The 21,817-nt window shown below is 46.3% G+C and carries 18 protein-coding genes; 7 read left to right on the plus strand and 11 right to left on the minus strand.

Annotated elements, in window-relative coordinates; translation table 11 throughout:
• Window position 1 precedes the first annotated feature (1 nt).
• Complete coding sequence (locus KO501_RS10310) at window positions 2-1,012, minus strand: aspartate carbamoyltransferase (RefSeq protein WP_216029588.1); 1,011 nt, start codon at window positions 1,010-1,012, stop codon at window positions 2-4.
• 295 nt (window positions 1,013-1,307) lie between these two features.
• Between KO501_RS10310 and KO501_RS10315 the strand changes: the two genes are divergently transcribed.
• Complete coding sequence (locus KO501_RS10315; protein WP_216029589.1) at window positions 1,308-2,009, plus strand: DUF2982 domain-containing protein; 702 nt, start codon at window positions 1,308-1,310, stop codon at window positions 2,007-2,009.
• Here the strand turns inward: KO501_RS10315 and KO501_RS10320 are convergent.
• Window positions 2,006-5,152 carry a hybrid sensor histidine kinase/response regulator gene (locus KO501_RS10320; RefSeq protein ID WP_216029590.1) on the minus strand — a complete coding sequence of 1,049 codons (3,147 nt, stop codon included), beginning with the start codon at window positions 5,150-5,152 and terminating at the stop codon, window positions 2,006-2,008. The two genes, KO501_RS10315 and KO501_RS10320, sit on opposite strands and share 4 nt — an antisense overlap.
• 202 nt (window positions 5,153-5,354) lie before the next feature.
• Between KO501_RS10320 and parC the strand changes: the two genes are divergently transcribed.
• The 3 genes from parC to KO501_RS10335 all read left to right on the plus strand — a co-directional run bounded on the left by parC (window position 5,355) and on the right by KO501_RS10335 (window position 10,410).
• The gene (gene parC / locus KO501_RS10325; protein ID WP_216029591.1) at window positions 5,355-7,640 is read left to right on the plus strand and encodes a DNA topoisomerase IV subunit A; all 2,286 of its coding nucleotides are present in this window, start codon (window positions 5,355-5,357) and stop codon (window positions 7,638-7,640) included.
• 84 nt (window positions 7,641-7,724) lie between these two features.
• A complete protein-coding gene (locus KO501_RS10330; protein ID WP_216029592.1) occupies window positions 7,725-8,264 on the plus strand; it encodes a heme NO-binding domain-containing protein in 540 nt (179 codons plus the stop codon).
• A gap of 1 nt (window position 8,265) precedes the next feature.
• The gene (locus tag KO501_RS10335) at window positions 8,266-10,410 is read left to right on the plus strand and encodes an EAL domain-containing protein (protein ID WP_354667822.1); all 2,145 of its coding nucleotides are present in this window, start codon (window positions 8,266-8,268) and stop codon (window positions 10,408-10,410) included.
• A 62-nt stretch (window positions 10,411-10,472) separates the two neighbouring features.
• Here KO501_RS10335 and KO501_RS10340 read toward each other — a convergent pair whose 3' ends face one another.
• The 8 genes from KO501_RS10340 to rpe form a co-directional block, all read right to left on the minus strand.
• The gene (locus tag KO501_RS10340) at window positions 10,473-11,279 is read right to left on the minus strand and encodes a DUF1338 domain-containing protein (protein WP_216029594.1); all 807 of its coding nucleotides are present in this window, start codon (window positions 11,277-11,279) and stop codon (window positions 10,473-10,475) included.
• 20 nt (window positions 11,280-11,299) lie between these two features.
• Window positions 11,300-12,769, minus strand: coding sequence for a succinylglutamate-semialdehyde dehydrogenase (gene astD, locus KO501_RS10345; RefSeq protein ID WP_216029595.1), 1,470 nt, complete (start codon window positions 12,767-12,769; stop codon window positions 11,300-11,302).
• Between the two features lie 15 nt (window positions 12,770-12,784).
• Window positions 12,785-13,822, minus strand: coding sequence for an arginine N-succinyltransferase (gene astA / locus KO501_RS10350; protein ID WP_216029596.1), 1,038 nt, complete (start codon window positions 13,820-13,822; stop codon window positions 12,785-12,787).
• A 24-nt stretch (window positions 13,823-13,846) separates the two neighbouring features.
• Entirely contained in the window at window positions 13,847-15,052 is a 1,206-nt protein-coding gene (locus KO501_RS10355; protein ID WP_216029597.1) for an aspartate aminotransferase family protein, read from the minus strand.
• Window positions 15,053-15,349: 297 nt separating this feature from the next.
• Window positions 15,350-16,513 carry an HDOD domain-containing protein gene (locus KO501_RS10360; RefSeq protein WP_216029598.1) on the minus strand — a complete coding sequence of 388 codons (1,164 nt, stop codon included), beginning with the start codon at window positions 16,511-16,513 and terminating at the stop codon, window positions 15,350-15,352.
• Between the two features lie 98 nt (window positions 16,514-16,611).
• Window positions 16,612-17,250, minus strand: coding sequence for an aminodeoxychorismate/anthranilate synthase component II (locus tag KO501_RS10365; protein WP_216029599.1), 639 nt, complete (start codon window positions 17,248-17,250; stop codon window positions 16,612-16,614).
• A gap of 28 nt (window positions 17,251-17,278) precedes the next feature.
• A complete protein-coding gene (gene trpS, locus KO501_RS10370) occupies window positions 17,279-18,289 on the minus strand; it encodes a tryptophan--tRNA ligase (protein WP_216029600.1) in 1,011 nt (336 codons plus the stop codon).
• Between the two features lie 35 nt (window positions 18,290-18,324).
• Window positions 18,325-18,999 carry a ribulose-phosphate 3-epimerase gene (rpe, locus tag KO501_RS10375; RefSeq protein WP_216029601.1) on the minus strand — a complete coding sequence of 225 codons (675 nt, stop codon included), beginning with the start codon at window positions 18,997-18,999 and terminating at the stop codon, window positions 18,325-18,327.
• Window positions 19,000-19,343: 344 nt separating this feature from the next.
• Between rpe and KO501_RS10380 the strand changes: the two genes are divergently transcribed.
• The 3 genes from KO501_RS10380 (at window position 19,344) to KO501_RS10390 (ending at window position 20,796) form a co-directional block, all read left to right on the plus strand.
• Complete coding sequence (locus KO501_RS10380; RefSeq protein ID WP_216029602.1) at window positions 19,344-20,066, plus strand: TorF family putative porin; 723 nt, start codon at window positions 19,344-19,346, stop codon at window positions 20,064-20,066.
• Between the two features lie 157 nt (window positions 20,067-20,223).
• Window positions 20,224-20,550 carry a hypothetical protein gene (locus KO501_RS10385; RefSeq protein WP_216029603.1) on the plus strand — a complete coding sequence of 109 codons (327 nt, stop codon included), beginning with the start codon at window positions 20,224-20,226 and terminating at the stop codon, window positions 20,548-20,550.
• A 6-nt stretch (window positions 20,551-20,556) separates the two neighbouring features.
• Window positions 20,557-20,796: a DUF2970 domain-containing protein gene (locus KO501_RS10390; protein WP_252728327.1), complete on the plus strand. Its 240-nt coding sequence runs from the start codon at window positions 20,557-20,559 to the stop codon at window positions 20,794-20,796.
• Here the strand turns inward: KO501_RS10390 and KO501_RS10395 are convergent.
• Window positions 20,789-21,691: a Dam family site-specific DNA-(adenine-N6)-methyltransferase gene (locus tag KO501_RS10395; protein ID WP_216029604.1), complete on the minus strand. Its 903-nt coding sequence runs from the start codon at window positions 21,689-21,691 to the stop codon at window positions 20,789-20,791. The two genes, KO501_RS10390 and KO501_RS10395, sit on opposite strands and share 8 nt — an antisense overlap.
• Window positions 21,692-21,817 lie beyond the last annotated feature (126 nt).

Consider the following 21,817-nt stretch of genomic DNA (forward strand, 5'->3'; position numbering starts at 1 on the left):
ATTAACTCTTGTTGGTATACCAGACAACATCGTGTTCGTATTTGCTAACCAGATGCTCAACACCCAGTGTAATCGCAAATAGGGCCATTCTCACTAGAACGCCATTGTCGGTTTGGCGAAAGATTGCCAGATTTGGGTTGGAATTTAAATCATTATCCAATTCGTTTGCTTCCGTACGTGAATCACGGGGAAGGGGATGCATGATTACCGTTTTCGATTGGAAGTGGCGGGTGTAAATGGTTTGGTTTAAGCGAAAACGCCCGCGATACTTGTTGGCTTCATCCTGGGATGGGAAGCGCTCTTCTTGAATACGAGTTTGATAACAGATATCGGCATCCACCATGCCATCAATATGATCGGTGACGGTTAAACGGTGACCGGCGTTTTCTATGGCGGCAATGACGTTGTCAGGCATGGCAAGCTCGGCCGGTGAAATCAGTGTGAAATGAATGTTTTTATACAGACACAGTAATTTCGATAATGAATGCACGGTGCGACCATAGCGCAGATCGCCGATCATCGCGATATGTAAGCCATCAATGCCCTTACCGTTATATTCTAGCTCTCGTTGAATGGTGTACAAATCAAGTAAGGCTTGAGTAGGGTGTTCATTGGCACCATCGCCGCCGTTAATTACCGGTACTCGGCTGCCTTCGGCAAATTCTTTTACCGAGCCCGCTTGAGGATGACGCATGGCAATGATATCTGAATAACCACTCAGCACTCGAGCGGTGTCGTATAATGATTCGCCCTTGGCTAACGCCGAATTACTCATGCCAGTGGTTTCTCTGACTTCGCCACCAAGCAAATTAAAGGCTGTACCGAAACTTACCCGGGTGCGAGTACTCGGTTCGAAAAATAAATTACCCAAAATCGCGCCGGTTAGAACACTCGTTCTTTTCTGCCGACGGGCATACGGCTCCATAGAATGAGCCACAGTAAAGATTTTTTCGATAGCTTCCCGTTCAAATTGATTTACCGAAAGAATATGATGACCAGTGAAGTGTGACATAGCGCTCTTAAAAAAAGTATTAACCGGCGTAGTTTAGCAAAATACCGCCAAGGTGTAGAGGGAAGTTAGCGAATAAACAATGGTGTATGTTGTTTATACTTGTGATGTACACTATTGACCCATTAGATGGGTTGTAAATAGATAAGTTATTTCAGTAAAGAGAGTGGCATGGACAACCGTATTAAGCGCGGTAATGCGTCGCAAAAGAAGTCCTGGTGGCAAACTGACTGTCCCAAATGCCGCCGCATGCGATATATCGTTATTTGGGGGCTATTGATGTTTTTGGTGTACTTTTATGTCTGGAACTGACAACGATCCGATTTTTGTTCGCGCCACCTCAAAGGGGAATGGCATAACCACATTGGTTATTGGTGTGGTTGGCTTAGTTGTCTCTGCGTTGTGGATAACCATGCTACCTGAATGGTTGTTTTTGGCTGGAATTTTTCTCACCAGTGCGTCTATTGTTACCTTGCTAATTGGTTACTTTAAGCTGCGGGAGCCGCCTTTTAGTATGGAAATTTCACCGGATGAAATTCGCTATCACCATCGGCGAGGCAATTGGTTGTTACATTGGGATAATATTCAGCGAATCGATTGCCCGCGTATTCAAGAGGGACTTTCACACACCCAATTAGATGCGGTGGGGATAAGAATTAAAGACTACGGCGCATTTTTGGCGGGGATCTCTCCTCGGTTAGCAACTCACCTATTAATGGAGCAACGCCCTTTGTTGATACATCAACGGGGAAACGATTGCGCTTCAGGGGATTGTTTTAGCCAAGCCCAGTTTGATGACAAGCATTATGTACTTGAAAATGGCGAAACCTTTACAGGGGTGAAAGCCATGTTAGCCAATAGAATGACCCAATTGCGTGAATTGCTTGGCTACGATATTTATATCTCTGGCACAGATATCGATCGTGAGCCAAGCGCTTTTGTGGCTTTACTACGCCAATGTCAAACGGCTAGACAGACGCGCAATATGGACTCTATTTAAGGCGCTTTAAAGTTCATATCCTCTAAAAAGCGCTGGGCTTCAGTTAGTAATACCTGCACTTCTTTAAGTAAGGCGCTAAGATGCTCATCAACTAAAAAGTGTTGATCTTGTTTTAGCGCCGACTCTAATTCTGAGGCAATCGCCTGTAATTTAGGTGCTCCCGTGTAACAACAGGCTCCGTGCAGTTTGTGCACTTCAGCTTGCAGACCTCCGTAATCTTTCTCGTCCCACAATACCTGCAACTGTGCCGTACAATCCGGTAGCAGCTTAATAAAATCATTGAGCAGCATCTTGGCGGTTTCCGGTTGCTGATTGGTACGTTTAACTGCCAGTTGCCAATCCAGTGTTGGCAACGATAAAGCCGCAGGCTCTGCATGTTGGCACCAGCGTTTGATTAAATCCAAAAGCTCTCCCATTTCCATGGGTTTGGGTAAATAATCATCCATGCCCGACGCCAGTAGCCGTTCTTGCTCTTCTTTAAACGCGTGGGCGGTAACGGCAATAATGGGGGTGCCCATATTCAGTGCAGTTTTGCGAATAAGGCGTGAGGCTTGTAATCCGTCCATTCCCGGCATCTGTACGTCCATCAAAATAAGGTCAAATTCGTCACTTTGACAGCGATTAACCGCGTCTTGGCCGCTCATGGAGGTGGTGAGGCTTACCGGTGAATGGTCGAGCCATGCGTGGAGTAGTTTCAGGTTCATATCCATGTCATCAACAGCAAGAATACGTGTTTTCGGTAAGGTATTTACCTTTTCCTGCAACGGATTTTGACGTTTAGCCGATTTCTGATGAAGTATGCCTTCTAATTTAGTTACCGTTAGGGGCATGCGTATCTGCTCGTGAAAATGCTGGGTTAAGCTAGGATATTGATTAAACGGTTCTGGGCCTGAATACCAAAGTATGCGTTTTTTCGCGGGGAAGTTTACCAGTTCGCTTAAGTACGCATTACGCATGTCTAACTTGGTGAGAGGCACAGTGGCAAACAGCAGATCGGCTTGAAATTGTAGGGTTTTTAAAAATGCCAAGGATTCCACACTGGTGACATTCGCCCCTAATCGAGTAAGAATGGCAGCGGATGCCCGGCGGGTGGCCGGCAACGGATCCACCAGAACAACCCGTTTTCCTATCCAGTCGGAGTGGGGAGATAAAATGTATTTCTGACTGAGTTGATTGGCCCGTAGGGTAACGTTAAATGAGCTGCCTAGCCCGGGTGTGCTGGTAAGATCCAGCTCTCCGCGCATAAGACGCACCAGTTCCCGACATATCACCAACCCTAGCCCGGTGCCCTGATAATTGCGGTTTAGGGCATCATCAACCTGAGAAAATGCACTAAAGAGTTTTTTCTTATCCTGTCGACTAATACCAATACCCGTGTCTTCAATGCGAAAGGCCATTTCATAAATACCGTGGGGTAGAGAATGGCCACTTACTGCAAGTGTAATGGCGCCAGAGGGGGTAAATTTCAGTGCATTGCTGAGTAGGTTGTTCAATATCTGTTTGATACGAAACATGTCACCGATGAGCTTTTCAGGTAGCGGTGATAATTCAAAAACAAATTCAAGCCGTTTTGAGTGCGCAGATTTAGACATGAGGGTAACCATGTCTTCAAGCAATTGATTCGGAGAAAATGGTTGATTGTTAATTTCCAACTTACCCGCTTCAATTTTGGAAAAATCGAGTACGTCGTTAACGATACCTAACAGGTTATCGGCGGCGGTGTTGATAATACGCACCTGTTCTTGCTGTTCTACCGGCAAGGCAGCATGGGTTAATTCTTTACTAAACCCTAATATTGCATTTAACGGCGTGCGTATTTCATGACTCATATTGGCCAAAAATTGCGATTTAACATTACTGGCGTTTATGGCGTCTTTTCGTGCAATGTCTAAGCGGGCGTTTTGTTCCTCGATTAACTCCATGTTGTTGCGCAGATCATTGGTCGCTTGCGCCACTTCCGCTTCTAATTGGCCACGACTTTTTTCCATTAGTGCGATGGAAAAAAGGCCCGCCTCTAAAAATACGCAAACTTGGAAGCAATAGGTGGTGAATTGGTTGGAAGGCAGTAAGCCGATAAAGCTTAGCATGGCAATTAAGGCCCCAAAAGCGAGCATGCTCCAAGCAAAAATAAAGTAACGAGCGGGCTTGAAGTAATTCATGAAGGCTTCAAAGCCGGCATAAATATAACTGCAAATAGCCACCAACCCGATGCCATACACCAAGTTGTTTTTCCAGATATGGGGCAACAGGTTAAATATGCATCCTAGGGCGATAATGCCCTGAATAACCAACAGCGTGGTGATCACTGGGTGCGCATTAGGTGAATGCACACGGGTTTCCAAGAAGGTAATGGTAAATACCCCGGCACTAATACCGATCAACAGAAATATAAGTTCGGTATGGGCGGCAAACCACGGTTGAACCCCTTGGGGGAATAAAAGATGAATATGCCCACCCCAAACAAACTGCCACAGTATTACCGCTAAAACATAGCCGACATAGGCCAGTAAACTGGGCTCTTTGGCGCCTAAGAATAAGACAAAGTTGTACACCGCCAAGATAAATAGGCCGCCATAAAATAGCCCCCATAACAGACTGTCTAATTGGGTGTTGTAACTGTGGATTGGTTCGGGTTGTACCGATAGGGGCACGATAAGGCTAGATGACGCACTTTCTACCCTCACATACAGTTCCAGTGGCGTATCTACCGGAAGACGGGCACGCATGGTGGGGATCCGGTAGATTTGTTCAGGTTGTAGCTTGCCTTGATGCGACTGCTGCAGTACCTGATCACCTTGAACCAAATACATATCTACTTTATCAAGTTGGCTAAAGTTTATGGTAAAAACCCAGTCGTTGATGTTACTGGCATTACTAAAGCGGGTGACTAACCACATGCCTTTATTCTGAAATCCAAGATTTGCATTACCAGAGGTAAACCATCGAAAATCGGCGCGCCTGCTGATAACTTCGCTAATGGTTAATTTAGCTGCGTCAGTTTCGTAGTAAATTTCGAAATTATTAGAAAGATCCGATTCAACATTCTCGTTAATAAGCTGTAGGGTAGATTGAGCCTGAGTTGGCGCAATACATAAAAAGCACAAGAGAATAACACTGAACCGACACAACAGGTTTGCGGGCATAGGTATTTATTTAGAAACAAAAATATTGGTCTATTAAAGCATCTCATCTGCCATTTGTACAAAATTCTCAACCTAAAATCAGTGGTTATTTGTTACCGTGGACAGCATCTGAAATGGGAATGCGCTCATGTATTGCGAATTCAGTTGCATTGGCTCACAATGGATGAAAAGCAGTGAACTTAAAATAAAACGAAAATAACGCATGAGCGACGAAATATTCATCAACCGAGATGGCGTTGAGCAACTTCCCCTACGCCGATTTACCGAAGATGCCTATCTGAACTACTCTATGTACGTCATTATGGATAGGGCGTTACCCCATATATCAGACGGGTTGAAGCCAGTTCAACGGCGTATTATTTACGCCATGTCTGATTTAGGACTAAGTGCTACCGCGAAATATAAAAAGTCTGCCAGAACCGTGGGGGATGTACTCGGTAAATTCCACCCCCATGGCGACTCTGCTTGTTATGAAGCTATGGTGTTGATGGCTCAACCTTTTTCTTATCGCTACCCGCTAGTCGACGGACAGGGAAACTGGGGAGCACCAGATGATCCCAAATCCTTTGCTGCCATGCGTTATACCGAGGCCCGCTTATCACGATTTAGTGAGGTATTGCTCAGTGAGTTAGGTCAGGGCACGGTAGATTGGATGCCCAATTTTGATGGCACTTTGCAAGAGCCCAAAGTGTTACCGGCTCGGTTGCCGCATATTTTATTGAATGGGGTTACCGGTATTGCCGTGGGAATGGCCACCGATATTCCGCCTCACAATGTCAGAGAAGTGGCCAACGCCTGCGCCATGCTGTTAGACAACAGTAAAGCCAATTTGGACGACATTGCCGAACATGTGTTGGGGCCTGACTACCCCACTGATGCTGAAATTATTACGCCGCGAGAAGATATACGTAAACTTTATGAGACCGGCCGTGGTTCCATAAAAATGCGTGCTGTTTTTCATGAAGAAAATGGTGACATTGTCATAACGGCCCTGCCGCACCAAGCTTCCGGTGCCAAAGTGTTAGAACAGATAGCGGGGCAAATGCAGGCGAAAAAACTGCCGATGGTGAGTGATTTGCGGGACGAGTCAGATCACGAAAACCCGACACGGCTGGTGGTAACCCCACGTTCTAATCGGGTGGATAACGATCAGCTTATGCAGCATCTTTTTGCCACCACGGATCTGGAAAAAAGCTATCGCGTCAATCTTAATATGATTGGTCTTGATGGTCGCCCTCAGGTTAAAGATTTGCGCACCATACTGACCGAATGGTTGGTGTGTCGGAAAGATACGGTGACTCGGCGATTGCAGTATCGATTGGATAAGGTACTGGCACGCCTACATATCCTTGAAGGTTTGATGGTCGCGTTTTTAAATATTGACGAAGTCATTGAAATTATTCGTACTTACGAGCGCCCGAAAGCCGAATTGATGCAACGTTTTTCGTTGTCTGATAAGCAAGCTGAGGCCATACTCGAGTTAAAGCTTCGTCATCTTGCCAAGCTTGAAGAAATTAAGATCCGTGGCGAACAAGATGAACTTGAGGAAGAACGTAAAAAACTGGAAACCCTGCTTGGTTCAGATCGCCGTTTAAAAACCCTAATCAAAAAAGAAATTTTGGCCGATGCGGAAAAATACGGCGACGATAGACGCTCGCCCATCGTTATGCGTACTGAAGCCAAAGCGTTGTCTGAAAAAGAACTTATCCCCTCCGAACCGGTGACGGTGGTGGTGTCTGAAAAAGGCTGGGCCCGTTGTGCGAAAGGCCATGATGTCGACCCAACGGCATTAAGTTATAAAGCTGGTGACGGATATCTTGCCAGCGCCAAAGGGCGCAGCAATCAGCCTGTGGTGTTTGTTGACTCTTCAGGTCGTACTTTCTCTTGTGATGCCCATGGTTTACCGTCTGCCCGTAGTCAGGGCGAGCCGCTGACCGGCCGCTTTAGTGTGGTGGGCGGTGAGCAGGTAACTGATGTCCTCATGGGAGAAGAAAACCAGCGCTATCTGGTGGCATCTGATGCCGGTTACGGATTCGTAGGCAAGTTTTCTGACATGATAAGTAAGAACAAAGCGGGGAAAGCGTTTTTAACCTTACCTTCTGCCGCGAAGGTGATAACACCACAACCGGTGAATGATATTGAATCTGACTGGTGTCTCTCTATTAGCAACGAAGGGCGTATGTTGCTGTTTCCGTTACGAGATTTGCCAAGCCTTTCAAAAGGGAAAGGGAATAAGCTAATCAATATTTCAGCAGCTCGAGCAAAAAACCGTGAAGAGTTTGTGACCAGTATTGCGGTGGTGCCGGAAGGGGCCTCGGTGAAAATACATGCCGGTAAACGTAGTATGGCTTTATCGCCCTCGGATTTGGCCCATTATTATGGTGAGCGCGGCCGGCGAGGCAACAAACTTCCTCGGGGATTACAGCGGGTTGACGCTGTCACCATTGAAGCTACACACCAAGAAACGGATGACACTAGCGAGCAATAATTCATACCAATTAATAAGTTGTCGAAACCCAACCTTGGACTAAACTCAACCTGAGAGAGAATAAAATTTACTCGGGGAAAGGTTATGCTAGGGATTGTTTTTACAACATTGGTGGAGATGCTTGAGGAGAAAGTGTCTCCAGAGTTTGCTGATGAAGTGATTGTGGAAGCTAATCTGGATAACGACGGTGCCTATACTGCCGTTGGATATTATCCGTTTTCAGATATGCAAAAACTACTGACGGTTTTAGTGGATAAAACCGGTAAGCCCCTAGACGCACTATTGTACGACTTTGGGCTGTATCTTTTTACTAAGTTAGCGTCTGCCCATGGTCAGGTTATGACCGGCAGAACTGGAATTCTAGACGCGTTATCTGTGCTAGATAATGATATTCATGTTCAGGTTCGCAAACTGTACCCCGATGCGGATCTCCCCACCTTTAATGTGATTTCTCAAACTGATAATTGTATGCGCTTGCGCTACTACTCCTCGCGGGATCTATACTCTCTAGCCGAAGGATTGATGGATGGCGCCGCTGCGCATTTTGGCCAGCGTATTTCTCGACAGCTTATTAAGCTTGATCAACCTCATACATACGAATTTAGTATTAGAGTGGAACAGTAACGTGTCAGAAAAGAATAGCCGAGATGACGTGGATTTTTTAAAGCGTCGTTTGTCTCGGGAGAAAAAAGCCCGCAAGCAGGCTGAAACCCTATTGTCTGAAAAAAGCAATGAACTGTACGATGCGCTTCAAGACAGTAAACAGACCGAAAGTCGGTTGAAGCTGGCATTATGGGCGGCCCAGGAGTCTTTTTGGGAATGGAATGCGAAAGACGATCAGTTTGCTATCCGCGCCTTTTCTTATAAATCCATCAAAGAATTCCATTGGAGCAGTAACACCTTCAGCTTACTTCGTCATGTGCACGAGGAAGATATCTCCAATCTCGAGTTTCAATGGGCGCTGGTGTTGCATTGCGATCAAGACAGGTTAGAACTGTCCTTTCGCTATCGCATCAAAGGTCAGTTTCTGTGGATGCGGTTGCGGGGGCGTGTATTAGAAAGAGATGGCAACGGTTCCGCCATCCGTATTGTAGGAACCATTCGGGACATTACCCACGAACGGGAAGCTGAGCAGTCGTTTCACCTTATGGCATCGGCGTTTGCCAGTTCTAAAGAGCCCATGTTGGTGTTATCTAACGACTTAAAAATAACCGAGTGTAATAACGCGGGTCAGCGCTTGTTAAGTTTAAAAGATAAAACGACCTGTTTTGGCTGGGCCCTGTTTGATGTATTAGATGAATCAAGCGATAAATTAACGCAATTGCAAGATAAAGAAGTGCGCTTTGAAACTAACCTCACATTGGCTGGAGGGCGCAAGCTACCTGTCGATGTAGCATTAGCTAAATTTGAAAATCGATACCAGAACAAGCCCTACATTATTGCCACCTTAAGAGACATTTCTGACCGCAAAATGAGCGAAAGCCTATTACGGCAACTGGCAATGCACGATGAACTCACCGGATTATTTAACCGCACAGGTCTTAATGATGTATTGGACAAGTACCTTAGTGGCGAACAGAAGTTCTCACTGATGTTCATAGATTTAGATGGCTTTAAACAAATCAATGATGGGGCGGGTCACGAGCTTGGCGATCTATGTTTACGCCGGGTGGCGAAAATCATGGAGCAGGTGCCAGTTATCGACAAAATTGTTACCCGATGGGGGGGCGATGAATTTGTCATTGTGCTACCAAGCTGCGACGTCAAACGCGCAGAGAAAATTGGATTGTCGGTAATCGAGGGCATTGAAAACTTAAAAATAGAATCTCAAAGTACAGAGCTGCGACTGTCAGCAAGTATTGGTATTGCTTCTTTTCCATGCCACGGGCAATCAGTGGAAAGGTTAATACAAAATGCTGATGCAGCAATGTATCAGGCTAAGATCCACGGCAAGGGCTGTGTGAATATTTACGAGCAAGGTTTATGGGAGAGCATGAAAGCTCAGGTCAGCTTATTGGCGGACTTGCGAAAAACCATCGAGCATGATCAATTGGACTTTTTCATCCAAGGTAAATATGACATACACGGTACGCTAAAATGCGGTGAGCTTTTATGCCGCTGGCATTCTGCATTACACGGGAATATATCGCCGGGTGTGTTTATTCCCTTGGCTGAAACCCATAGGCTCGACTTCTCCATTGGACTGCAAGCATTGCATCGAGCATGCGAGTACATAAAAGTGATGGATGAAGAGCGGGAGCCCGTACAATTGGCCGTCAATATCAGCGCAAATCAGTTACTTGATCCTGGTTTTCCTAGTCAGGCTGTGGCCATTTGTCGCGAACATAATGTGGCGGCGAAAAATATCGAAATTGAACTGACAGAATCTATTTTCATGCAAAATGAAGAGCAAGCAATTGCAGCTTTGAACACGCTACGCCGGTATGGATTCGCCTTAGCCTTAGATGATTTTGGAAGTGGTTTTTCGGCGCTCAGTTATTTGTGCATGTTTTCTTTTTCTACGATTAAATTGGATCGTAGCTTACTAAAAGATATTCACCGCGACGAAAAAGCCTTGGCGTTGTTTCAAGGGATTATTGCCATGTTACGACGGTTGAAAATGCATACGGTGGTAGAAGGGGTCGAGTTGTCAGAATATCTGCCGGTATTGCGAGAAGCCCGAGTGGATTTACTGCAGGGGTTTTATTTTGATAAACCTGCGCCCTTTGGGCAGTTTATGGCAAGGTTGCCGTTACGCGGGATTATTTAGTGAATATGGATAGCGAAGGGTGGGTTGTGGCTACTTGGTGATGCCCAACCCACGTTTTTGCATTATTTGGCATTAGTGCTTTCGAAAATTTTATCCGCTGATGCCGCAACAAAGCCTTGATAGCGACGACCATTGGGCATGGTATAGCGCTGAGCAAACTCGTAGAAACATGAAGGGATCTCCACCTGCTCACTGCCCATGGTGACTACCGCCTTATCGGCCATGGTCGATGACTGAGCTAAGAAAACGTCTTCACCACCTTTGATTTCTCCGCCGGATGTATTTAGCACAAAGCCGGCACTTTTTAGCAAGGCATTCACCTGGGCGAGAGATTGGTACTGAGCTAAATAATTCACGCTAACGGTAAAATGATTAGCCTGAAACCCCCAAGCAGCTAGCCAAGCAGCATATTCAGATTCATTCAAAAGGGTATCGTAGTCTTCTTTGGTTAACGCCCAATGGCGACCAGAATAAAGAAAATCGTCACTGTCCACGGCATGAGCATTCATTGAGTTAACTAAACCGACAATAATATCCTGGGCAGTTTGCGATAACTCCTCAACCCGCAACTCACTGATAAATACCTTGGGTTTGGTGTCATCAGGATGTTCGAAATGTTGAGCGGTCAGCTTTTTGGCTTCAAAGTTATAGTCCCCTTTGGCCTCATAACCTAAGGCAAGAAAATGGGCTGCCAGTTTCTCTAAGTTGGTTTTGCCCAAATTAAAGGTTCTAAACGCCACATGGTCGTTGACGATTTGCTCACGACCTTCTTCTCCGGCTAGCAGGGAATGAATCTTATGGGCTGACGGTGTGATAGCAACATATTTGTCCCACAGATGGGCAAACAAGGTATCTATGTTCGTATGCATAACAACAATACTCCTTGAAACTACAAGGTTAAACCGGGGCTTAACGCACCAGGCAGTGTCACTTTATCCAGCTCCACCGAAGCCACAGGGTACGCACAGTAGTCTGCCGCATAATAGGCGCTGGCTCTATGGTTGCCGCTTTCGCCTACCCCACCAAAGGGCGCCGCACTGCTTGCTCCGGTAATGGGACGGTTCCAGTTAACAATACCGGCCCGAATACGGTCGAAGAAGTAACGGTAGTCATCTTCTTTGTCGCCAATAAACCCAGCAGAAAGACCATAACGGGTATTGTTCGCCTCACAAATGGCACTGTCGAAATCATCATAACGAATCACTTTCAACAAGGGACCGAAATGTTCTTCATCTGGCAGTGAAGGAAGTATCTCGGTAACATCAATAATGCCTGGTGTGGCAAAGCCCTTAGTCGTGTCAGGTTGGGTCAGACGTACAAGAACATGGGCGCCTAAGCTTTCTAATTGCCGTTGTGCATCTGCCATCATTTTAGCCGCAGAGGATGAAATCATTGCCCCCATGAAAGGCTGGTCTGCATCGTCGTAATTGCCGACTTTAATCTGTTTTGTCACTGCAATAAGGCGTGCTAGAACTTTGTCTCCGTCATTGCCAGAAGGCAAAAATAAGCGTCGTGCACAGGTGCAGCGCTGGCCTGAGGTAACAAACGCCGATTGCACGATGTCATGAACAACGGCATCAGTGTCCGGCGCATCTTTTACTATGAGAGGATTATTGCCCCCCATTTCTAAGGCCAGTATTTTGCCCGGATGACCGGCAAATTGCTCGTGAAGGATCTTACCTGTACGGGAACTGCCAGTGAAAAACAAACCGTCAATATCATGGTGAGAGGCTAATGCTTTACCGGTGTCGACTTCCCCTTGAACGAGGTTTAGTACGCCGGCCGGTAAACCTGCTTGAGCCCATAAGTCCACCATAAAGGCCGCCACTGCAGGAGTCAGATCGCTAGGCTTAAAGACTATGGTGTTTCCTGCTAACAAGGCCGGCACAATATGTCCGTTGGGTAAATGACCGGGAAAGTTATACGGGCCAAATACGGCAACCACACCATGGGGCTTGTGGCGAATAAATGCCTGGCCTACCGGCATGGGGTTTTCTACTGTACCGGTTCGCTCCTGATAGGCTTTTTCTGAAATACCAATCTTTCCTATCATGGCGCCCACTTCGGTGGCGGTTTCCCACTCCGGCTTGCCCGTTTCCTTCGCAATAAGCTTGCTTAAGGCCGCTTTGTTTTGCCCGAGTAGTTCACCATAAGCCTTGATAATGGCTAGTCGCTGCTCAACGGATTGAGATGCCCAAAGCGGAGCACTTTGCCGTGCCGCTTTGATCGCTAAGTCTACTTGCTCTGGGGTGGCAGATTGGCCTTCCCAAATGACCTGGTTTTTTGCCGGATCGACGGATTCAATAGTGTGTCCTTGTCCCGCGATCCACTCACCATTAATGAAGAGTGTCGTTTGCATGTATGGTACCTGTCGTTAGTCTCGATAGTGGATGGGCGCGAAACGCACCATATCACCATCATTTATATTAAGCGCCTTGGCGGCTTGTCTGGATATTACTGCTACATTGTTGGTTTCGCTTACCGCCAAATCTGTGGCAACGGCGCGAAAATCTTTGACTGACGTGTTAATGATGTAGCAGGTTTGGCCGCCTTGAGCGGCCGTTTGGTCGTCAATTACTACCGGCAGTTTTCGGCTGGCCTGTGCAGTTCGGATATGACTAAGGTTAGCTTCTACGGTGGGCCCGGCATCAAAAATATCAACATACCCGCGATAACCGAATCCTTCCTCTTGCAACAGTTGCAGGGCAGGGCGCGTTTTGTCATGCACTTTACCAATTACTGCTTGAGCTTCTTTGCTTAACAAATTGACATATATCGGGTATTTGGGCATTAATTCAGCAATGAAACGCTTATTCCCGATGCCGGTAAGGTAATCGGCGGTGGGGAAATCCAGCGAAAAGAAATGCTCTTCCAGCCAAGCCCAAAATGGTGAACGCCCTTGTTCGTCATTGACACCACGCATTTCTGCAATGATGGTTTCTGAAAAGCGCTCGCGGTGTTCCATCATAAATAGAAAACGTATTTTTGATAAAAAACGCCCGTTGATGCCGCCACGGGCCTGCTCCCGCAGAAACAGCGTGCATATTTCAGTAACACCGGTGTAGTCATTACATACCGATAAAATATCTACGGTGTTGTGGATATTAAGTTCACGGGAAGCATGCACCACTTTACCTACGTGATAATGGTAGAACGCATCATCTAGGCCCACAGCGGCTTCGATACCGGTGGTTCCCACTACCGTATTGGTGGTGGTATCTTCCAGTACGAAAAGATAAGACTGATTGCCCGGCGCGTTCACCGTGGAAGAAAACGCAGCTTCAGCCCGCGAGATCTTGTTTCTTAATAAGGTTTCGTTTACCGGTAAAGAGGTAAATCCCACACCGGATTCCACGGCGACCTGATGCAGTGCCGAGTAATCCTGTGCTGAGATGGGGCGAATAATATACATAGTCGCTCGCTTTTTAATCTGGAGTTAGGCGCTAACGACGTGCGCAACGGCACGTTCGAAGCGAGCCATGCCATCGCGGATATCGTTTTCTGTGACAATCAGAGATGGCGCAAAACGCACCACGTTAGCCCCCGCGACTAAACACATAAGTTTTTCGTTAGTGGCTGCAACAAGAAAATCACGGGCCCGGCCTTCGTACTTTTTATTTAACGCAGCACCAAGTAACAACCCCTTGCCTCTGACTTCTTCAAAGACTTGATATTTATCGTTAATATCGTCAAGTAGGGCGCGGAATAAGGCTTCTTTTTCGGTGACACCATTCAGTACTTCTGGGGTGTTAACCACATCTAAAGCGGCTTCAGCCACTGCACATGCCAGCGGGTTTCCGCCATAGGTGCTGCCGTGAGTACCAGGTTTTAGGTGGGCGGCGATAGCTGCCGTGGTTAACATAGCACCAATGGGAAAACCGCCCCCTAAGGCTTTGGCCGTGGTTAAAATATCAGGAACCACATCAAGCCCCATGTAGGCATAAAGATGGCCGGTACGGCCGACACCAGATTGCACCTCATCAAAGATCAGCAGGGCATTGTGCTTATCACATAACGCACGCACGCCTTTGATAAAATCAGGATCTGGCGAAATAATACCGCCTTCACCTTGTAAAGGCTCCATCATAACCGCACAGGTTTTTTCGCTGATCAGCTTTTCAAATGCTTCCAGATCATTGTAGTCACAATGAAGCACGGCTCCTGGTTTAGGGCCAAAGCCATCAGAATAAGCCGCTTGGCCACCTACGGTGACGGTGAAGAATGTACGTCCGTGGAAGCCCTTATTAAAGGCAATGATTTCGTTTTTATTCTCGCCAAATTGTTCTAGCACGTAACGGCGCGCTAATTTAAGCGCCGCTTCGTTAGATTCAGCCCCTGAGTTAGCAAAATAGACGCGCTCTGCAAAAGTGGCGTCGGTAAGCTTTTTCGCCAAACGTAAAGCGGGCTCGTTGGTGAAAACGTTACTTAAATGCCATAATTTGTTGCCTTGTTCTGTTAGCGCACCCACAAGGGCTGGGTGGCAATGACCCAGTACGTTCACCGCAATACCGCCTGCAAAATCAATATATTCGTCGCCGTTCTGATCCCAGACGCGAGAACCTTCACCACGGACAGGCACCATGTTCGCTGGATTATAGTTTGGTACCATGACTTCATCGAAGGTAGCGCGAGTTACTTTCATTCTATTTACCTCTGTTATCAGGCATCCAGTAGGCTTCTTGCATGTAGTTAGTGGATGCGAATAGGACAAGTTAGCCTACTAGTATGCCATTTCTCGTGGCAATTTGTAACCATAGCTAATTGGCTGGAGGCCTTGTTTCTCGCGGTCTTTGGCTTGTTTTGCAAGAAAAGTGAATAACTATTTAGATACAAGCCCAATCGCTATTCTATTTGTTGATAAGTAAAGAGGGGAAGGTTATGGCTATAAGGACAAAAAACGATGGATATTCATCACCTTGAATGAATATCCATAAAAAAATTAATCTGCCTTGGTATTTTCGGTCAGGGGAAGCTGAAAAATATCGATTTTCTTTAAGATATCTCGTTGCGGGCGAGTGAGGCCACTGCTTGCTAATACCGAGGGAATTTCCTGCTTTTCTATAAATTTACTTTGGTGAAGCATCCTTACTGCGGTGTATTTTTGTGCGCTAGATAATAGGCCCGGCAGGCTTTCGTTGCTGTTTGTCGATACCGCACTGGCTGAATAGGTAGGAGCGAGTTCTAAATGCTTAAAATGCATATGGGCTACGATATCTGCATTTAAGTTATCTGCATACATATTTTGAATGGCAATCAGGTAGTTTGCTGAGGCCGGTAATTTTGTCAGTGCGGCGTGCAGAGCCGTGTCTCTATCGTCTTCAGCTTCCCGTAATAAATCCAACTGCACCTGCTCGAAATACTTAAAGTAAAGCCGAATAATCGCGCATCGGCCCAATTGTGAAAAAATACCTAAGGCAAATGCTTCATGGGCTTTCACATTGTATTGAGGGGCGATGGCTCGCAGCGTTAACGCCGTACCCTGGGCATATTGCATGAGTTGGTTTTTAATGTCGGGAAAGGGGTCAGTAATTTTAGGCAAGGCCTTGCGCAAAATCATGCTGGGCAACAACAGCCTGAGGTTATCAATACCCAAAAAGCTTAACGCAGTGCGCAACGATTCCACCAAAATGATTTTGCCCCGGGCATCTCGACGTCGGAACTTAGGGGAATTCACCACCGTCAGCAATTCGTCAAACAACCAAGGTAGTGCGCCAGCATGAGGTTCAATGCGCGAAATTGCAGTGGATTTCACTGACAAAATATCCAGCAATGACGCAACGTTCTCATCGAGACCTAATACCTCTTTTGCTAACGTATCAGGCTGAGTAAAATGACTTTGTATAAGGTTGAATACACGTTGATGTAGCGCCGCATTGACACGATCTAAATAAGACGCGTCAGTGTCTGCTTTAATCTGCTTATTTTTGATGGCGACTTTTTCTACCTGAAGTAACCGTCGTCGCGCGTTATTTTGTTCCGATTCAGCAAAACTCACTTCCCCAGGGCTACGTCTGCCCATCATCTGCGAAACCCGTGCAGGAGTAATAAGCAGATTATCGAATCGCTCTTCTACAGGCGGCAATGAGGGTTTTGCTGCTTTCACGAGAGTGGGGCTCCGGCGGTTAATTGGCCCGGTGCAAAGGGCTTCAGATACGGAATAAAACAACGTTGAGGCTCATTCATTTAAATAATATAACTTGGTTATCGGCCGGTAGGCAGAATTTTTTGAGCTTTTGTTGCCGCTAATTGCTGATTAAATTGCTCTGCTTGGCAGATAAACGCGCTTAGCAAGTCGTGACCATGTTCTGTTAATAGCGATTCGGGATGAAACTGTACGCCCCATATGGGTAAAGCGCGGTGGCTCACGGCCATAATTTCCCGCTGTCCTGAGGATGCGTCACACCATGCATCCACGGTAAACGTATCGGGGAGGGAATCTGGCGCGATAACCAGCGAATGGTAGCGGGTGACGTGATAACGACTGGGTAGATGGCGAAAAAGCCCCGTACTTTGATGAGTCAGCAGCGAGGTTTTGCCATGTTTAATATCATTAGCTTGTACCACTTTTGCGCCGAAAGCCTGGCCAATGGATTGATGGCCTAAGCAAACCCCGAATAGAGGAATGTTGCCGGCAAACCTTTTGATTGCCGCCAAGGTAATGCCGGCTTCGTTGGGGGTACAGGGGCCCGGTGAAAACACCAGCATGCTGGGTGACATCTGGGCAATCTCCGCCAAGGTGATGGCATCATTGCGCACCACCTGCACCGTCTGGCCCAGCTCTGTAAAGTACCGGGCGAGATTATGGGTGAATGAATCGAAGTTATCGATTAATAATAGCAACGACTGAGCCCTTGTCTGCTTGCGCCAATTAACGGGGGCGGGGAATAAAGCCTAATGTGTCATAGACGTTTGCTAACGTGACGGCGGCTTTGGCCGAAGCTTTTTGGGCACCTTGTTTCATGACTTGATCAAGGTAGCTTCGATCTTCTCGGATAGCCCGGAATCGCTCTTGTACTGGCGTAAGCAAAGCCACCACGGCATCGGCTACATCACCTTTAAGGTGGCCATACATTTTATCTTCGTAATCACCCACTAAGTCATCCACTTTCTTGCCCGTGGCTAACGAAAGCAGCGTGAGTAGATTGGATACGCCGGGTTTTTCCTGAGGATTAAAATAAATACGTGCTTGGTCGTCAGAATCGGTCACGGCCCGCTTTATTTTTTTGGCTATTTTTTTAGGATCTTCCAGTAGGCCGATAAAGTTATTCACGTTATCGTCAGACTTTGACATCTTCTTACCCGGTTCCTGAAGGCTCATGATGCGAGCACCGAATTCAGGAATATAAGGTTCAGGGATGGTAAACACGTTGCCATAAATGTTGTTCATTCGGGTGGCAACGTCACGGGCCAATTCTAAATGCTGTTTTTGATCGTCGCCCACCGGTACCTGATTGGCCTGATACAGTAAGATATCAGCTGCCATCAATGCCGGATAAGTCAGTAAACCTGCATTAATATTGCTGACATTCTTTGCCGATTTATCTTTAAATTGTGTCATCCGATTGAGCTCACCCATTTGGGTATAGCAATTTAAGATCCAGGCTAACTGAGTATGCTCGGGCACATGAGATTGAACAAACAAGGTACTTTTTTGCGGGTCGATGCCACAGGCAAGGTAAAGGGCTAAGCCGTCTAGACAGGCTTCGCGCAGGGCTTTCGGCTCTTGGCGCACAGTAATGGCGTGAAGATCCACCAACATATATAGGCAGTCATAGTCATCCTGCATGGACACCCACTGCTTCAATGCGCCCATGTAATTTCCGATAGTCAATTGACCTGAAGGCTGACAGCCACTAAGTACGATAGGTTTGTTGCTCATTACTTTATTACCTGATTGAAACGCTGAAATTAAGCTTATTTACGGGATTTTTCCAACTCTTCCCGCATTTGCGTGATGACATGCTGATAATTCGGGGCATTGAAAATGGCGGAACCTGCGACAAACATATCTGCACCCGCTTCTGCAATGGAACGAATGTTATCGACTTTTACTCCACCGTCAATTTCAATTCGTATATTTCGCCCGCTTTGTTGCACTTTTTCTTTCACCTGCCGAAGTTTATCTAAGGTCGAGGGGATAAAAGCCTGACCGGGAAAGCCGGGATTGACGGACATAATAAGTATATGGTGAAGCTTGTCCATTACGTGGTCAAGATAGTGTAGTGGCGTTGCTGGGTTAAACACCAACCCAGGTTGGCAGCCATTGTCGGCGATCAATTGCAAAGAACGATCGATGTGTTGGCTCGCCTCGGGATGAAAACTAATGTAACTGGCCCCAGCTTTGGCAAATTGTTCAATGAGATCATCTACAGGAGATACCATCAGATGAACGTCAATGGGGGCAGTGATACCGTATTCTCTTAGGGCTGAACAAATCATAGGTCCAAACGTAAGGTTAGGGACATAATGATTGTCCATTACATCAAAGTGTACGACGTCCGCCCCCCCTTTAAGCACAGCTTCAACGTCCTCTCCTAAGCGCGCAAAATCTGCAGACAATATTGAAGGCGCAATTAAAAATTCAGCCATACCTGTTTACCTCTTACCGGTATTGAAAAACCAGCCTGAATCATACCTTGTGAAAAGGGATTTGTCTTGACTCTAAGCTGCACCAAGTTTGGGAGGACGTTCCATCTTGGTGCGCGCCAAAGTGGTGCCTCAAAATCGATACGTTTAGAGAGATTATTCATTAGCAATAAAAGATGTTTTTAATCATGCGGTTAACAACTTTATCGCGGAGTTTAACAAATTAGTACATTTGGGCATCGGTTTTGCGTTACTGAGTAAAACCACATAATAACAATAAGACAGAAAACGCAATGAACGTCTATACGTAATTTGCGCAAAATAATACTAAATTTAACGGAGAACACATGAAAATTTCTATCAAAAAAACGTTGCTAGCGGTAGCCGTTTCGTCAACTGCCTTATTGACTTCTGCGCCTTCTTTTGCAGAGCTGAGTGCCAATGTTAGTGTAACCAATAACTATATTTGGCGTGGTCTTACGCAAACTACCAACGAAGCTGCGGTACAAGGGGGCATCGATTACGCTCACGAAAGCGGCTTTTATGCCGGTACTTGGGCGTCGAATGTCAACTATGGTGCAGATGATGTGTATTCCTACGAGCATGATTTGTACTTTGGTTTTTCCGGAGAATCCGGGGATTTCACCTATGACGTAGGGTACCTGTACTACAACTATGACTCTGTCGCAGAATTCGATTTTGGTGAAATTTACGGTACGGTAGGGTACGGCGCATTCAGTGTTTCACTTTACTTGCTAGCAAATACAGAAGCCGATGAAGGGGAAGGGCAGGACTTCGGTTTTGGTCAGGCCTCTTATGTTTCTTTAGATTACGCAATGCCGGTGGCGAGTGGTGCCGAATTGGGTTTGCACGTGGGTTACCATCAAGGTGATTTCGCAGAAGCCTTCAATGGCGTACCCGATGGCTATGCCGATTGGGCAGTTTCAATTGCAAAAGATGGCTTCAGTTTTGCCATTACAGGCACTGACTTAGACGACTCGGGTGCGGATGCATACGATAACGATTCGGTGAAGTTTGTCGTGGCTTACGGCATGGATTTCGAACTGTAAGTAAATACGATCCCAAAAATTTGTATAACGTTGAAAGCAAAACCCGAAGCCTTGGTGCTTCGGGTTTTTATCTTGGAATTAGGTGAATTAAAGTACTCCTTGTCCTAAAAGTGAATCGGGTTATAATGAGATGGTTTTTTAACCGGTGGTACATGGGATGCGCTTAAGAAAAACCCTCACGATTATCTATCGACGTTGTTTATCTTGTCCGCTTTATGCTGCGCTTGCTTTCAGTATACTCAGCACCTGTGTCCTGTCTCCCCTTGTTTATACCGCCAACAATTGTCAAACAACGGTTGAGACGGAAATCCAAGAACCCTTGTCTACTAACTCTCAGTTTTGCTTAATGAATACCAACGTGGGAGTCAGTTGGTTAAAGTGGCTTTCTGGGAAGTCTCCCTCTATTCAGTTTCATCTTTTCGACCTCCTCGAATTACTTCACCACAAATCTGACCGAGAATTTACTCCCGTAGACGGACGTTAGGAGCACATGATGAGAGCGATAATCAGCCAAAAGCAGCGCTTTCCGTTTGCAGGGATGTCATCGAAGCCCGGTGTGGTGGCAATGATTCTCAGTGTGCTGGCCAGTGCATTTGGGGTTCAAAGCCAACAAAACTATGAGCGAGATTTTAACTCTGGCCAAATAGCTGGCTACATTATCATTGGGGTTGTTTTTGTGGCGGTGCTGGTGGTGTTATTAGCGTTACTGGTTAACGTAATCATTAACTGATACTTTTTAATACGCCTTGTTTTTTCCGAGCTCGGGTTTTGGGCGCTCTTTTTTTGCTCACGGGCACGTTAAGATTGGGAGTGAAATACGCCAGTATTTCTGCCACCGGCTTGCGCGTAGCGCCATTTTGACTGATTGAACGTCTTACCGATAATTCCGAAATGTCTGCCGTGGTATAAAGCTGTCGCGTAACAGGCAAATCATGGTTAGAAATTAAAACGGGGATCCCTCGCTTATGGGATGCACGCACGGCCAGTGTGGCCAGCTTATGTTGGGCGTCGAGACCAAAACTAGAAGAGGCATAGCTGGTAAAGGCCGCGGTTTTACTCACCGGGGCATAGGGCGGATCGCAATAAATGACATTTCCTCGCCTAGCCCGACCAAATATTTTTTCAAATGGTAGACAGGTGAACACCGCTTTTTGAGACTTTTCTGCAAAAAACAGCATTTCGTCGTGGGGAAAGTAAGGTTTTTTATAGCGTCCGAAAGGCACGTTGAAGCGCCCTGCCAAACTATACCGACACAGACCATTAAAACCATGCCTGTTCAAATAAATAAATAAGATGGCACGGTAGTATTCATCGGAGGTTTGATTAAATTCTTCACGTAAGGCGTAGTAGGTAGCTTCACAGTTATGATCATGGGTAAAAAAACGGGCAGCATCATGAATCACCGCGTCGGGTTGGGCTTTTAAAAAATTATAAAGATTAATTAAATCAGGATTAATATCGTTAAGCAGGTAGCGCTTAAAATCCGTATTCAAGAAAACCGAACCCGCGCCTACGAAAGGTTCAATTAGCCGATTGCCGGTTGGGAGTTTGGCATTGATGGCTTCTACCAGGCTGTACTTTCCGCCGGCCCACTTCAGAAAGGCCCGGTTTTTTTTCTGCATCATGCTCTTTGAATTTAACCCACGCGCACATCACGTTTTAAACGTGTTTTAGGACAGTATTGTTTGCTTAGTCTTCACGCCCGTTGAAATAAACCACAGACAACCAAACATTTATTGATTGTATCTGTC

The organism is Alteromonas sp. C1M14 (assembly GCF_018860965.1).
GTDB lineage: Bacteria > Pseudomonadota > Gammaproteobacteria > Enterobacterales > Alteromonadaceae > Alteromonas.

What these genes read in the sequence shown, in the direction of transcription:
- rpe (WP_216029601.1), bottom strand. Translation starts at nt 18,999, where the DNA reads ATGGCTGAATTTTTAATTGCGCCTTCAATATTGTCTGCAGATTTTGCG.
- KO501_RS10315 (WP_216029589.1), top strand. Translation starts at nt 1,308, where the DNA reads ATGTCTGGAACTGACAACGATCCGATTTTTGTTCGCGCCACCTCAAAG.
- KO501_RS10390 (WP_252728327.1), top strand. Translation starts at nt 20,557, where the DNA reads ATGATGAGAGCGATAATCAGCCAAAAGCAGCGCTTTCCGTTTGCAGGG.
- astA (WP_216029596.1), bottom strand. Translation starts at nt 13,822, where the DNA reads ATGTATATTATTCGCCCCATCTCAGCACAGGATTACTCGGCACTGCAT.
- KO501_RS10310 (WP_216029588.1), bottom strand. Translation starts at nt 1,012, where the DNA reads ATGTCACACTTCACTGGTCATCATATTCTTTCGGTAAATCAATTTGAA.
- KO501_RS10355 (WP_216029597.1), bottom strand. Translation starts at nt 15,052, where the DNA reads ATGAAAGTAACTCGCGCTACCTTCGATGAAGTCATGGTACCAAACTAT.
- KO501_RS10385 (WP_216029603.1), top strand. Translation starts at nt 20,224, where the DNA reads ATGCGCTTAAGAAAAACCCTCACGATTATCTATCGACGTTGTTTATCT.
- astD (WP_216029595.1), bottom strand. Translation starts at nt 12,769, where the DNA reads ATGCAAACGACACTCTTCATTAATGGTGAGTGGATCGCGGGACAAGGA.
- KO501_RS10340 (WP_216029594.1), bottom strand. Translation starts at nt 11,279, where the DNA reads ATGCATACGAACATAGATACCTTGTTTGCCCATCTGTGGGACAAATAT.
- KO501_RS10380 (WP_216029602.1), top strand. Translation starts at nt 19,344, where the DNA reads ATGAAAATTTCTATCAAAAAAACGTTGCTAGCGGTAGCCGTTTCGTCA.
- trpS (WP_216029600.1), bottom strand. Translation starts at nt 18,289, where the DNA reads ATGAGCAACAAACCTATCGTACTTAGTGGCTGTCAGCCTTCAGGTCAA.
- KO501_RS10395 (WP_216029604.1), bottom strand. Translation starts at nt 21,691, where the DNA reads ATGATGCAGAAAAAAAACCGGGCCTTTCTGAAGTGGGCCGGCGGAAAG.
- KO501_RS10330 (WP_216029592.1), top strand. Translation starts at nt 7,725, where the DNA reads ATGCTAGGGATTGTTTTTACAACATTGGTGGAGATGCTTGAGGAGAAA.
- KO501_RS10320 (WP_216029590.1), bottom strand. Translation starts at nt 5,152, where the DNA reads ATGCCCGCAAACCTGTTGTGTCGGTTCAGTGTTATTCTCTTGTGCTTT.
- parC (WP_216029591.1), top strand. Translation starts at nt 5,355, where the DNA reads ATGAGCGACGAAATATTCATCAACCGAGATGGCGTTGAGCAACTTCCC.